This is a genomic window from Sinorhizobium sp. Y406 (assembly GCF_058732025.1).
The window spans coordinates 3,251,935-3,264,788 of the sequence record NZ_CM178974.1 but is presented as its reverse complement, the minus strand read 5'-3'; the positions used below and the strand labels follow the sequence as shown (position 1 = coordinate 3,264,788).

General features: G+C 62.7%; 10 protein-coding genes. 6 read left to right on the top strand and 4 right to left on the bottom strand.

Translation table 11 applies throughout. The features are described 5' to 3' along the window. The first annotated feature begins 232 nt into the window (after positions 1 to 232). Genes mnmG through AC4P1R_RS15350 form a run of 4 tightly spaced genes read left to right on the top strand, consistent with a single transcriptional unit; the run spans position 233 to position 4,487 of the window. Entirely contained in the window at positions 233 to 2,116 is a 1,884-nt protein-coding gene (mnmG, locus tag AC4P1R_RS15365) for a tRNA uridine-5-carboxymethylaminomethyl(34) synthesis enzyme MnmG (RefSeq protein ID WP_492177171.1), read from the top strand. Continuing rightward, positions 2,113 to 2,754, top strand: a complete 642-nt coding sequence (gene rsmG, locus AC4P1R_RS15360; protein ID WP_492177170.1) for a 16S rRNA (guanine(527)-N(7))-methyltransferase RsmG — start codon at positions 2,113 to 2,115, stop codon at positions 2,752 to 2,754. Before mnmG ends, rsmG begins: the two co-directional genes overlap by 4 nt. 15 nt (positions 2,755 to 2,769) lie before the next feature. Then, a complete protein-coding gene (locus AC4P1R_RS15355; protein WP_225192286.1) occupies positions 2,770 to 3,564 on the top strand; it encodes a ParA family protein in 795 nt (264 codons plus the stop codon). Between the two features lie 32 nt (positions 3,565 to 3,596). After that, entirely contained in the window at positions 3,597 to 4,487 is an 891-nt protein-coding gene (locus tag AC4P1R_RS15350) for a ParB/RepB/Spo0J family partition protein (protein WP_069458875.1), read from the top strand. 186 nt (positions 4,488 to 4,673) lie between these two features. Here the strand turns inward: AC4P1R_RS15350 and holA are convergent, their stop codons facing one another. Genes holA through leuS form a run of 3 tightly spaced genes read right to left on the bottom strand, consistent with a single transcriptional unit; the run spans position 4,674 to position 8,868 of the window. Then, positions 4,674 to 5,708, bottom strand: a complete 1,035-nt coding sequence (gene holA, locus AC4P1R_RS15345) for a DNA polymerase III subunit delta (protein WP_492177169.1) — start codon at positions 5,706 to 5,708, stop codon at positions 4,674 to 4,676. 12 nt (positions 5,709 to 5,720) lie between these two features. Then, positions 5,721 to 6,251 (bottom strand): hypothetical protein, encoded by a 531-nt coding sequence (locus AC4P1R_RS15340; RefSeq protein ID WP_492177168.1) that lies wholly within the window; start codon positions 6,249 to 6,251, stop codon positions 5,721 to 5,723. Continuing rightward, on the bottom strand, positions 6,238 to 8,868 hold the full coding sequence (gene leuS, locus AC4P1R_RS15335; protein WP_492177167.1) for a leucine--tRNA ligase: 2,631 nt from the start codon (positions 8,866 to 8,868) through the stop codon (positions 6,238 to 6,240). Before leuS ends, AC4P1R_RS15340 begins: the two co-directional genes overlap by 14 nt. Before the next feature lie 201 nt (positions 8,869 to 9,069). Here leuS and AC4P1R_RS15330 point away from each other — a divergent pair, with 201 nt between their 5' ends. Both AC4P1R_RS15330 and AC4P1R_RS15325 read left to right on the top strand, forming a co-directional pair. After that, on the top strand, positions 9,070 to 9,729 hold the full coding sequence (locus AC4P1R_RS15330) for a YggS family pyridoxal phosphate-dependent enzyme (RefSeq protein WP_492177166.1): 660 nt from the start codon (positions 9,070 to 9,072) through the stop codon (positions 9,727 to 9,729). Positions 9,730 to 9,891: 162 nt separating this feature from the next. Beyond that, the gene (locus tag AC4P1R_RS15325) at positions 9,892 to 11,799 is read left to right on the top strand and encodes an AMP-binding protein (protein WP_069458870.1); all 1,908 of its coding nucleotides are present in this window, start codon (positions 9,892 to 9,894) and stop codon (positions 11,797 to 11,799) included. A gap of 201 nt (positions 11,800 to 12,000) precedes the next feature. On the opposite strand, the gene AC4P1R_RS15320 is transcribed toward AC4P1R_RS15325, so the two are convergent. After that, a complete protein-coding gene (locus AC4P1R_RS15320; protein WP_069458869.1) occupies positions 12,001 to 12,699 on the bottom strand; it encodes a DUF1013 domain-containing protein in 699 nt (232 codons plus the stop codon). Between the last annotated feature and the right edge of the window lie 155 nt (positions 12,700 to 12,854).

Sequence of the window (12,854 nt, the reverse complement as noted above, 5' to 3'; positions counted from 1 at the left end):
TCCTTGACAGAGAGCTGTAAATTAAGAATCAACAGCCGGACGACTGCATGTGTCGCGCGCGCGTCGGCCGAATAGTCGGTATCGGAATGCCATGTGCGGATTCAAGAGGTGCAGCGATTTTGCGCGATGACGCGCGGCGCTACAAGCACGAAGACATAGTGCAGTTCAATGCTACAGCGACCTTCACGCGCCTGATACGGGGCTGCACGGCGCTGCAGACAGGAGCAGGTGTATGGAAAGCTTTGATGTCATTGTGGTCGGTGGCGGCCATGCGGGCTGTGAGGCAGCCGCGGTGTCGGCGCGACTCGGCGCCCGCACCGCCTTGATCACTCATAAGAAGGAAACCATCGGCGTTATGTCCTGCAATCCGGCGATCGGCGGTTTGGGCAAGGGACATTTGGTGCGCGAGATCGACGCATTGGACGGGCTGATGGGGCGCGTTGCCGATGCCGCCGGTATCCAGTTCCGCCTGCTGAATCGCCGTAAGGGTCCAGCCGTGCGCGGCCCGCGGACCCAGGCGGATCGAAAGCTCTATCGCCAGGCGATGCAGCGCGAAATCGATGTGGTCGGCAAGCTTTCTGTGATCGAAGGGGATGCCTTCGACCTGCTCACCGAAGACGGCACGGTCTGCGGCGTGATCACCAAAGACGGAAGACACTTTCGTGCCCGGGCCGTGGTGCTGACCACCGGAACCTTCCTGAAGGGCTTGATCCACATTGGCGATCGCAAGATTCCGGCGGGTCGGGTCGGAGAGGAGCCGTCCCTCGGTCTCTCCGCAACGCTGGCACGCTTCGGTCTGCAGCTTGGCCGGTTGAAGACTGGGACGCCGGCACGCCTCGACGGGCGTACCATCGATTGGGATCGGGTCGGCCGTCAGGGTCCAGACGAAGACCCTGTTCCCTTCTCCTTCATGACCGATCGCATCGTCAATCGCCAGATCGAGTGCGGGGTTACGCGCACGACGGATTCGACGCACAGGATCATTGCAGAGAATATTCATCGATCGGCGATGTATTCCGGCCAGATCGAAGGTGTCGGTCCGCGCTATTGCCCCTCGATCGAAGACAAGATCGTCCGCTTTGGCGAACGGGATGGTCACCAGATCTTCCTGGAGCCGGAGGGATTGGACGACGACACCGTCTATCCGAACGGAATCTCCACCTCGCTTCCGGAGGAGGTGCAGGAGGCATTCATTCGTACGATTCCTGGTCTTGAAGAGGTGAGTATCCTCCAGCCCGGCTATGCAATCGAATATGATCATGTCGACCCGCGAGAGCTGCAGCTCACATTGGCAGTGCGGAAGATCCCCGGCCTGTATCTGGCGGGGCAGATCAATGGCACGACGGGTTACGAGGAAGCCGGCGCGCAGGGGCTGGTCGCGGGACTGAATGCGGCACTGGCGGCGGCCGGGCGCGAGCCATTCATCTTCAGCCGGACCGATTCCTATATTGGCGTGATGATCGACGATCTGACCTCGCGCGGCATTTCCGAGCCCTACCGGATGTTCACCTCGCGGGCGGAATACAGATTGTCGCTGCGAGCGGACAATGCGGATATGCGCCTGACGCCGGTGGGTGTCGAACTGGGCTGCGTGGGCGCCGCGCGCCGCAGCCGTTTCGAGGCCTGGCGGCGCGCCTATGACGCCGGCCGGACTCTGCTGCAGTCGCTGTCGATCACGCCTTCGCAGGGCAGATCTTACGGTCTGAAGCTCAATCAGGATGGTCAGCGCCGATCGGCCTTCGACATACTTTCCTACCCGGAGCAATCAATCGCTGGACTGAAATCGCTCTGGCCCGAACTCGCGGGCATTGACGGCAGAGTTGTGGAAGCGCTGGAAATCGACGCGGCCTATGCGGTCTACATGGATCGCCAAGCCGCGGACATCGCGGGGATCCGTCGGGAGGAGAGTGCAACGATCCCGGATGACTTCGATTACAGCACGTTGCCCGGCCTGTCGAATGAATTAAAGCAGAAACTGGCACAGCAGCGGCCGCGCAATCTGGCGCAGGCCATCAAGGTCGATGGGATGACGCCGGCGGCGGTGTCACTGATCTTGTCTTGGCTTCGGCGACAGGACCGCGGGACGAAGCGTGTGGCGGGGCAGAGTCTACAATGAAAACGAGTCCCGCTGGCAGACTGAACGGTCTGCGTGTTTCACGTGAAACGCAGGACAAGCTGGAGCACTTCGGCCGCCTTTTCCAGAAGTGGGCGAAGTCGATCAACCTGGTCGCGCCCTCCACTCTTGATGATCTGTGGCAGCGCCATGTATTGGACAGCTTGCAGATCTTCCATCTGTCCCCATCCCCGAAGACCTGGGTGGATCTTGGCAGTGGCGGCGGCTTTCCGGGTGTCATTACCGCCATCTGCCTCTCCGGTCTTTCGGACGGTTGGGTCCATTTGGTCGAGAGCAACAACAAAAAGGCTGCATTCTTGCGCGTGGCTCTGCAGGAAACCGGGGCACGGGGGTCCGTGCACCCGATTCGCATCGAATCGGCCCCATCGATGATTCCCCGCTGCGACGCCATTTCCGCCCGCGCCTTGGCGGATCTCACGCAACTGCTCGATTATTCCGCGCCCTGGATGTTGCAGGCGCACTCGAAAACCGTCGCATTCTTCCATAAAGGGCGGGATTATCAGCAGGAAGTCGACAAAGCCGTTAGCCGCTTTCAATTCGACATGATAAAACATGCAAGTATTGTCGAACCGGATTCGGTTGTGCTCGAGATTGCAAATCTCTCACGTCGAACGAAGTGACAGGCGAGCGGAAATATGTTTGGCCCCAAGAACCGGATTATCACCATTGCCAATCAGAAGGGCGGCGTCGGAAAGACGACGACGGCCATCAATCTAGCAACGGCACTTGCCGCCATCGGCGAGACGGTGCTGATCGTCGATCTCGACCCGCAAGGTAATGCCAGCACCGGCCTTGGCATTCAGCGTCGCGACCGGAACTTGTCTTCCTATGACCTGATCATGGGCACGCATTCAATCGGCGAGATTGCCCGGGAGACGGCGGTCCCGAACCTGGCGATCATCCCCTCGACAATGGACCTACTTGGAATCGAGTTGGAGATTGCCCAGCATTCCGATCGGGTCTTTCGCCTGCGCAAGGCGCTCGCCTCTGCGGAGGCGCATGCGTTTTCCTATATTCTCGTCGATTGTCCGCCCTCGTTCAATCTCCTGACGATGAACGCCATGACGGCGGCGCATTCTGTGCTCGTCCCGCTGCAATGCGAGTTCTTCGCACTCGAAGGATTGAGCCAACTTCTGGAGACGGTCGATCAGGTGCGGCGCACGGTCAATCCCAATCTCGACATCCAAGGCATCGTCCTGACGATGTTCGATTCGCGCAACAATCTGGCGCAGCAGGTCGTCAGTGACGTTCGTACGCATCTGGGCGACAAGGTTTATCATACCTTAATACCACGAAATGTGCGGGTTTCCGAGGCGCCTTCCTACGGCAAGCCAGCCATTCTCTACGATCTGAAATGCGCCGGAAGCCAGGCCTATCTGCAATTGGCTTCGGAAGTGATACAGCGGGAACGGCAGCGTCCGGCTGCCTGATCGTTTCGGTTTCGAAATCTAAGTGGTGACGTATGAACGATGACAGCTCCAAAAGGCGGCTTGGCCGCGGTCTGGCCGCCTTGATCGGCGAAATGGACCAGCCCCTGCAGAGCGGCGCCGCACCGGCCAGCCCCGTCAGTGCCGATCGCCGCGTGCCGATCGAGTTCGTGTCGCGCAACCCGCGCAACCCGCGCCGTCACTTCGATGAGGCGGAATTGCAGGATCTGGCAAGTTCGGTGCGCCAACACGGCATCGTCCAGCCGGTCGTGGTCCGCACGCTGGGCGAGGACCGGTACGAGATCATCGCCGGCGAACGCCGCTGGCGCGCCGCCCAGCTGGCCGGCTTCACCGAGATTCCCGTGATCGTGCGCGATGTCGACGACCGCACGGCGCTGGAGATCGCCATCGTCGAAAACGTACAGCGCTCCGACCTCAATCCGCTCGAAGAAGCGCTCGGATACGAGCAGCTGATCGCAGAACATGGCTACACACAAAACGATCTCGGCGACATCATCGGCAAGAGCCGCAGTCATGTGGCCAATAGCCTGCGGCTCCTGAAGCTGCCCGAGCCGGTGCGGGACATGCTCGCCGCCGGCAGCCTTTCGGCCGGTCACGCCCGCGCGCTGATCCCCACTTCCGATCCGGTGGCGCTAGCACGGGCCGTCGTCGGCAAGGGACTGTCCGTGCGTGAAGCGGAGCGCCTCGCCCAGAACGACATCAAGGCGCAGAACGATCCCAACTTCGCCAAGGGCCGGCACCGGGAGGAAAAGGATGCCGACACATTGGCGCTGGAGCGCACATTGTCGGACAGTCTTGGCCTCGAGGTCACCGTCAACCACAAGGCCTCCGGCGGCCACCTGCGGATTGCCTATAAGACGCTTGATCAACTTGAAGAGATCTGCCGTCTCCTCGAGCGGCGCTGAAACGGGCTTTTCTCGCCGCGCTGTCGGGTGCGAATCGCCGGCAGGCCGGATGGTCTGTCGACGGGGCGCTTGCCTTGCGGCGATATGACCGAGTTGAGCTTGCCACGGCATGGCGAATATCCGCCTGGCAACGGAGTTGCGCTTCCTTGAGGCGAAGCCGCGGCAACTCCACGGTCGTCGCCGCCCTCAGCGCTTCGCTGATTGAATCGCAATTGCCAGCAGGTTCTGCAGCACGAGGCTTTCCTCGAGGCTCTGGCGGCTGCGGCTCTGGTAGATCGTCGTCTGCAGCCGGTTCAATTCGCGGCGAATGGCCGGCGCGGTCCAGTGGCGAAGCGCCGCCTCGACGATTGGCTTGCGGCGGAAATGCAGACCGCGGCCGAGACTGGCGATCACCTGGCTCGCCGATTGGCGGTTGGCGTCCATTTCGGACCGCATGACGTCCAACTGCTGAAACTGCCTGAGGCAGGACTGGAGCACCAGGAAAGCCGGCGTCTTCGACGTGGTGATCTTCTTCATCGCATGCATCAGCGCATCCACATTGCCCTGCAGAACCGCGTCGACGGCATCGTCGACTGAGATGGCGCTGGCGTCGCCGACAACGGCGAGCACGTCTTCCTCGCTGATGATGTCCCTGCCGCGGCAATAGAGTGCGAGCTTTCTCACCTCATTGCGCGAGGCGATGCGGTCGCCGCCGAGGGCCTCCAGGAGCCGCTCGCGCGCTGCCGGGCTGATGCGTAGGCCGGCCTCGGACAGTTCCCTATCGACGAGTGCATTGAGCGCACGGGCATCGTCGCTATAGCAGGCGATCGAGGCGACGGTGCGGGATGGCTCCGCCGTTTTACGCAGTGCTGCGCCCTTCTTGAGGTCTCCGGCCTCGATGACCAGATAGCTGCCTGACGGCGGCGCGGCGGCAAGAACCTGCAGGGCTTCGCTGAGGCCCTTTTCCGCCGAAGCACCCTTGATCCAGACCAGCTTCTCACCGCCGAATAGTCCGATGGCATTGACCTCGTCGAGAAGGCGGCCCGCACTCTGCTGCAACTCTGTTGCATCGAGTTTGACGACGGCGAAGGGGTCGTCAAGGGGAATGCCGAAGCAACCGGCGAGCTGGGCCGCCCGTTCGGAAACGAGGCCGCGATCGGGACCATAAACGAGGAAAAGCCGATAATCCGCCGCAGATTTCTGCAGGAAATTATCGAACTCGTGCGACTTGACCTCGCTCATCCGGCCACCGGATCAGCGTCCGAGGGCGGCGGCGATGTCGGCGCTGATGAGTTCCGCCAGTTCTCTGGCGGCGCGAGTCTCGCCGTCGCGAGCCGCTCGGATCTTGGCGAACTCCTGCTCGGGAAAGTCCACCAGCGCGACGGCCGAGCGATTGCCCGATGCGACGGTCTCGCCCGTCGCGGTCCTCGTCAGATTGTAGTCCGCCTTGACGACGATGCGTCCCGCGCCCGCCCTGTCGCGGGCCTGGTCGTAGAGCACGCCCATCGTCCGGTGCGATACTTTCAGGGCGAGGTGATATTGCGGATTGACCGGTTCGCCCTTACCGCCGGAGGCCAGGAAGATCAAGGCGTTACGTACCTCTTGCTCCACGCGGTCGTCGGCTTCGGAAATCTCGACAGACGCCAACGAAGTCGCCGTCGCACCCGTCGCACCTTCGGAATAGAGCGGGCGCACCTGGCAGCCGGCGAGCGCCGTCAGCAGCAGCGCGCCGGCTAGTGCGCCGGAGAACCGAAATCGGTAGCCAGATTCATCAGACGACGACATTGACGATCCTTTGCGGCACGACGATGATCTTCTTCGGAGAGACGCCGTTCAGCGCCGACTTGACGACGTCGAGGGCGAGCACGGCAGTTTCGATCGCACTCTGATCTGCGTCGCGCGCAATTGTCAAATCGGCCCGCTTCTTTCCGTTGATCTGCACCGGCAGGGTGATTTCGTTCTCGACGACCAGGGCCGGGTCGAAGCTCGGCCAGGATTTCTCGGCAATCAGCCCCTCGCCGCCGATTTCGCGCCAGCATTCTTCGGCAAGATGCGGCATCATCGGCGCGATCAGGTCGATCAGGATCGCGGTGGCGTCCTTGACCGCCGCAATCACCGTCGTCTCGGCCCTGCCGCCAGCGACCTGGGTCAGCGGGGCAGCGAGCAGGTTTACGAGCTCGTAGATCCGGGCGACGGCCTTGTTGAAGGCAAGCTTGTCGTAGTCCGCCTCGACGGCCTTGAGCGTACGGTGTGCGGCCTGCGAGATGGCGAGCCCCTCGCCTTCCTTCGCCGGCGAAGCATCGACGCTGCGCAGCATGTCCGCGGCTTCGCTCACCAGCCGCCAGACGCGCTGGACGAAGCGGTGGGCGCCTTCGACGCCCGCCTCGGACCAGATGACGTCGCGGTCCGGCGGCGAGTCGGAAAGCACGAAGAAGCGCGCGGTATCGGCACCATAGGAGCCGATGATGTCATCCGGGTCGACGACGTTCTTCTTCGACTTCGACATTTTCTCGATCGAGCCGATGGCGATCTCCTCGCCGGTTTCGATCAGCACGGCACGCCGACGCCCGTCGATCTCTTCGATGCGGACTTCGGCCGGGGTGATCCATTCACGTTGTGCACCCTCGCCGCGGCTATAGGTCTCGTGCACGACCATGCCCTGGGTAAACAGGCCTTTGAAGGGTTCGTCCAGCGCCACGTGGCCGGTTGCCCTCATCGCGCGGGTGAAGAAGCGCGAATAGAGCAGGTGCAGGATCGCATGCTCGATACCCCCGATATATTGGTCGACGGGTAGCCAATGGTTGGCGGCCTTGGGATCGGTCGGCGTGTCCTCCCAGGGGGCGGTGAAGCGGGCGAAATACCAGGAGGAATCGACAAAAGTGTCCATCGTGTCGGTTTCCCGGCGCGCGTCCTTGCCGCATTGCGGGCAGGCGACGCGGCGCCAGGTCGGATGGCGATCCAGCGGGTTGCCGGGCTTGTCGAAGGTAACGTCCGGCGGCAGCGTCACCGGCAGATCCGCCTTCGGCACCGGCACGACGCCGCAATCGTCGCAATGGATGACCGGGATCGGGCAACCCCAATAGCGCTGCCGGGAGATGCCCCAGTCGCGCAGGCGGTAATTGACCTTGCGCTCTGCCCGCGGTTCCCCTTTCAGCGTTTCCTTCTCGAGTTTCGAGGCAATCGTCTCGAAGGCATCCTCGGTCGAGAGACCGTCGAGGAAACCCGAATTGATCATCACGCCGTCGCCGACATAGGCTTCGTCGCCGATCGTGAAGGTCTCGGCATCGGCATCCCCGGGCATCACCACAGGCACGACAGGCAGATCGTACTTGCGGGCGAAGTCAAGGTCGCGCTGGTCGCCGGAGGGGCAGCCGAAGATGGCGCCCGTGCCGTAGTCCATCAGCACGAAATTGGCGACATAGACCGGCAGCTCCCAGCTCGGATCGAGCGGATGTTTGGCGCGGATGCCAGTGTCGATGCCCTTTTTTTCGGCCGTCTCGAGAGCGGCAAGCGAGGTGCCGGCGCGGCGGCACTCCTCGCAGAAGGCGTCGATCACGGCATTCTTGGCCGCCGCTTCCCTGGCAAGCGGATGGTCGGCGGAGATCGCCAGGAAGGACGCGCCGAAGAGCGTGTCGGGACGTGTCGTATAGACGGTCAGTTCCGTCGTGTCGCCGGGGACGGTCGCCGGGTCGAGCTCCCATCTGAGCGACAGGCCCTCAGAGCGGCCGATCCAGTTCTTCTGCATCAGCCGCACCTTTTCCGGCCATTGCTCGAGCGTGTCGAGCGCGTCGAGCAGGTCCTGGCTGAACTCGGTGATGCGGAAGAACCATTGCGTCAGCTCGCGTTGCTCGACCAGTGCACCCGAGCGCCAACCGCGGCCGTCGATCACCTGTTCATTGGCGAGCACCGTGTTGTCGACCGGGTCCCAATTGACCTTCGATTGCTTGCGATAGACGAGGCCCTTTTCCAGGAAATCGAGGAAAAGGTGCTGCTGGCGTTGGTAATAGGCCGGATCGCAGGTTGCGAATTCGCGGCTCCAGTCGAGCGACAAGCCCATGACCTTCAGCTGCGCCTTCATCGAGGCGATGTTCTGGTAGGTCCAGCCGGCCGGGTGCACGCCGCGCTCCATGGCGGCATTCTCCGCCGGCATGCCGAAGGCGTCCCAGCCCATGGGATGCAGCACGTTAAAGCCGCGGGCGCGCTTGTAGCGGGCGACGACGTCGCCCATGGTATAGTTGCGCACGTGCCCCATATGAATCCGTCCGGACGGATAGGGAAACATCTCCAGTACGTAGTACTTCTCGCGCGGATCGTCATTCGCGGTCTCGAAGACCTTGCCTGCTTCCCATTCCTGCTGCCAGCGTGGCTCGGCATCACGCGGATTGTATCGTTCGGTCGCCATTTTTCGTCGATGTTCCGGAAGTCTGCGGGGCTCAAAGCACCCTCATGATAGCTGGCGTGACCTTCATCATGAAACAGCCCTAGCGTCAAGTTTCGAAGGGTTTTCGGGGACGGTTTCCCGGCCACCGGGCTTGGCAAGCACGGTAAGTTTCACTAATCCGCTCAGTCGGTGAGTGACACCTCTTAGCGGAAGGAGCCAAGGATGGAAGTGCAGGAACGGCTGGATGATGTCCTGAGCCGGATTCGGGCGGGCGAACAGGCGGCCAACCGGCCCGACCACTCCGTGATCCTTGTCGCGGTCTCCAAGACCTTCGATGCCGAGGCGATCCGTCCCGTCATCGAAGCCGGCCAGCGGGTATTCGGGGAAAATCGCGTGCAGGAAGCGCAGGGCAAATGGCCCGCGCTTCGGGCGGAAACCCCGGACCTCGAACTGCATCTGATTGGTCCGCTGCAGTCCAACAAAGCGGCCGACGCCGTCGCGCTCTTCGACGTCATCGAAACAATCGATCGGGAGAAAATCGCTCGCGCAGTCGCCGCCGAAATGGCGCGCCAGGGGCGAAAGCCTCGGCTCTACGTGCAGGTCAATACCGGTCTGGAGCGGCAGAAGGCGGGAATTGCGCCCAAGGAAACCGGGGCCTTTGTCGATTTCTGCCGCACCGAGCTCGGTCTGGTGATCGAGGGGCTGATGTGCATTCCGCCGGTCGATGAAAATCCCGGTCCGCACTTCGCCCTGCTTCACAAGATCGCCGGCCGATGCGGGCTTGAACGGCTCTCCATGGGCATGTCCGGCGATTTCGAAACGGCGATCGCCTTCGGCGCCACCAGCGTGCGCGTCGGTTCGGCGATCTTCGGCGCGCGCTGAACAATTCCAGCGCAAGGCAAGGCGCGGGCGGAAAACCGCATTCGCTCTTCCTCTTTTCCGGGCATTCCCCTTTCGTCGGGGTTCACCTTTCCCGCCGCGGGCCTATCCTTCGCAGCGAGGAGCCGGACGCCACGTCCGGGAGGCGAGTGGAGGAGAACGGAGATGGCGAGCCGCTATTCCGAAGTGTATGCCGCATGGAAAGCCGACCCCGAGGGCTTCTGGGCGAAGGCGGCGCAAGCGATCGACTGGTTCGAAAAGCCGCGGCGGATCTTCGATGCGGAGCGCGGGACCTACGGCCTCTGGTTTCCCGATGGTTTCACCAATACCTGTTACAATTGCCTCGACCGCCACATAGCGGCCGGTGGCGGAGAACAGGCGGCCTTCATATATGACAGTCCCGTCACCGGCCGGTCCGAGAAGATCAGCTATGAGGGGCTGCTTTCCGACGTGAAAGCGCTTGCGGCGGTCTACCGCAAGCTCGGCGTCGAAAAGGGCGACCGGATCGTCATCTACATGCCGATGATCCCCGAGGCGGCCGTCGCCATGCTCGCCGCGGCGCGTATCGGTGCCGTTCATTCGGTGGTCTTCGGCGGCTTTGCCGCCAACGAACTCGCCGTGCGCGTCGATGATTGCAAAGCGAAACTCGTCGTTTCGGCGAGCTGCGGCATCGAGCCCGGCCGCACCGTCGCCTATAAGCCGCTGCTCGATCAGGCGATCGAGGCGGCGCGGCACAAGCCCGCCCATTGCCTGATCTTCCAGCGCGACATGCTTGCCGCGAACATGGTGCCCGGCCGCGATATCGACTTTTCAGAGGTGCTCGCCGCGGCGAAGGCGGCGGGCGAAGAGGCGCCCTGTGCTCCCGTCGCCGCTACCGATCCGCTGTACGTGCTCTACACGTCGGGAACGACCGGCCAACCGAAGGGGGTTGTGCGCGACACCGGCGGCCATATGGTCGCGCTCAAATGGTCCATGGAGAATTTTTTCGGCGTGCGCCCGGGGGAGGTCTTCTGGGCGGCCTCGGATATCGGCTGGGTGGTCGGCCACTCCTACATCGTCTATGGCCCGCTTCTCAACGGCAGCACCTCGATCCTATTCGAAGGCAAGCCGGTCGGCACGCCCGATCCGGGCACCTATTGGCGTGCCATCGCCGAACATGGCGTCACCGTAATGTTCACCGCACCGACGGCCCTGCGGGCGATCCGTAAGGAGGACCCTGCGGCGTCTCATGTGGCGCGCTACGATCTGTCGCGCTTTCGTGCCTTGTATCTGGCCGGCGAGCGGGCCGATCCCGATACGATCCGCTGGGCCGAGCAGGCGCTCGGCGTCCCGGTCATCGACCACTGGTGGCAGACGGAGACCGGCTGGCCCGTCGCGGGCAATGCCGTCGGGCTCGGCCTGCTGCCGGTGAAATACGGCTCCCCGGCCGTGCCTTTGCCCGGCTATGACGTGCAGATCCTCGATGATGCCGGTCATCCGGTCACGCCCGGCACGCTCGGCAACGTGGTGATCAAGCTGCCGCTGCCGCCGGGTTGCCTGCCGACGCTCTGGAACGCCGATGGGCGCTTCCACGCCGCCTACCTCGAGGAATTTCCCGGATACTACAAGACGGCGGATGCCGGCTATATCGACGAGGACGGCTATGTCTTTATCATGGCCCGCACCGACGACATCATCAATGTCGCAGGCCATCGTCTGTCGACGGGCGCGATGGAAGAGGTCTGCGCCAGCCATCCGGACGTCGCCGAATGCGCCGTCATCGGCATTGCGGATCCATTGAAGGGCCAGGTGCCGGCCGGCTTTCTGGTGATCAACTCCAATGTTTCCCGTGAGCCGGCGGAGATCGAAAAGGAGGTCGTCGGCCTCGTGCGCGAGCGTATCGGACCGGTTGCCGCCTTCCGCACCGCCATCTGCGTCAAGCGGTTGCCGAAGACCCGGTCGGGCAAGATCCTGCGCGCGACGATCCAGAAGATCGCCGATCGCCAGCCCTGGAAAATGCCGGCGACGATCGACGATCCGGCAATCCTCGACGAGATCGCCGAAGTGCTGCACGCCAAGGGCATTGGCGTTTAGCGGTGTCAAGTGCCGCGCGGCAGCCCCTCATCCCGCTGCCGCGACAAACGCCGCGCCGTCCAAGTCCCCTCTCCCCACGTGCGGGGAGAGGGTCAGGGTCAGGGGCGAATCACACGCCCGCACCTTTAATCGAGGCGGCGGCCAACAAAAAACCCCGGACGTTTCGATCCGGGGTTCTGCATCTCGGCGATGACGAAGCGATCAATACTCGTCGTCTTCCTCGTCCTTGCGGTCGGACTTCAGCGACTTCAGCTTGGCGAAGACGGCATCGGCATCGATTTCCTTCTCCTCTTCGCGGTCGAAATCGTAACTCAGCTTTTCCGTTTCCTGTGCGGCCTCGAGCGTAGCACCCGCCTCGGCGGCGGTCGGCAGCGGCCGGCCCTTGGCGGCGCGCTCGACTTCCAGATCGAGGTCGATCTGCGAACAGAGGCCGAGTGTCACCGGATCCATCGGCGTCAGGTTGGCAGAATTCCAGTGGGTGCGCTCGCGAATCTGCTCGATCGTCGACTTCGTCGTGCCGACGAGCCGCGAGATCTGGGCGTCCTTCAGTTCCGGATGATTGCGCACAAGCCACAGGATGGCGTTCGGCCGGTCCTGACGCTTCGACACCGGCGTGTAGCGCGGGCCCTTGCGCTTCGAGTCCGGAACGCGGACCTTGGGCTCGGAAAGCTTGAGCTTGTGGTTGGGATTAGCCTCGCCGCGGCCGATCTCGTCGCGCGAAAGTTGACCGGTGGCAATCGGATCGAGCCCCTTGATGCCCTGGGCCGATTCGCCGTCGGCAATCGCCTTGACTTCGAGCGGGTGCAGCTTGCAGAACTGCGCGATCTGGTCGAACGAGAGGGCGGTGTTGTCAACGAGCCAGACGGCTGTTGCCTTGGGCATAAGCAGTTGCTGAGCCATGGATATAGTCCTTTTGTCCGTCCGCGCCGGTGTCGCGGGCCGTGGAGTCTACCACTGATTTCCGGGAATTGAGCGTTCTATATCGTTCTTGTCTCGAAATTGCAATTCTTCACTTCCAAATGTGCTTTTGTCTAATTGCGGCAGAGCATCGAACT

Coding starts and splice junctions, on each gene's coding strand:
- mnmG (WP_492177171.1), top strand. CDS start 233: ATGGAAAGCTTTGATGTCATTGTGGTCGGTGGCGGCCATGCGGGCTGT.
- rsmG (WP_492177170.1), top strand. CDS start 2,113: ATGAAAACGAGTCCCGCTGGCAGACTGAACGGTCTGCGTGTTTCACGT.
- AC4P1R_RS15355 (WP_225192286.1), top strand. CDS start 2,770: ATGTTTGGCCCCAAGAACCGGATTATCACCATTGCCAATCAGAAGGGC.
- AC4P1R_RS15350 (WP_069458875.1), top strand. CDS start 3,597: ATGAACGATGACAGCTCCAAAAGGCGGCTTGGCCGCGGTCTGGCCGCC.
- holA (WP_492177169.1), bottom strand. CDS start 5,708: ATGAGCGAGGTCAAGTCGCACGAGTTCGATAATTTCCTGCAGAAATCT.
- AC4P1R_RS15340 (WP_492177168.1), bottom strand. CDS start 6,251: ATGTCGTCGTCTGATGAATCTGGCTACCGATTTCGGTTCTCCGGCGCA.
- leuS (WP_492177167.1), bottom strand. CDS start 8,868: ATGGCGACCGAACGATACAATCCGCGTGATGCCGAGCCACGCTGGCAG.
- AC4P1R_RS15330 (WP_492177166.1), top strand. CDS start 9,070: ATGGAAGTGCAGGAACGGCTGGATGATGTCCTGAGCCGGATTCGGGCG.
- AC4P1R_RS15325 (WP_069458870.1), top strand. CDS start 9,892: ATGGCGAGCCGCTATTCCGAAGTGTATGCCGCATGGAAAGCCGACCCC.
- AC4P1R_RS15320 (WP_069458869.1), bottom strand. CDS start 12,699: ATGGCTCAGCAACTGCTTATGCCCAAGGCAACAGCCGTCTGGCTCGTT.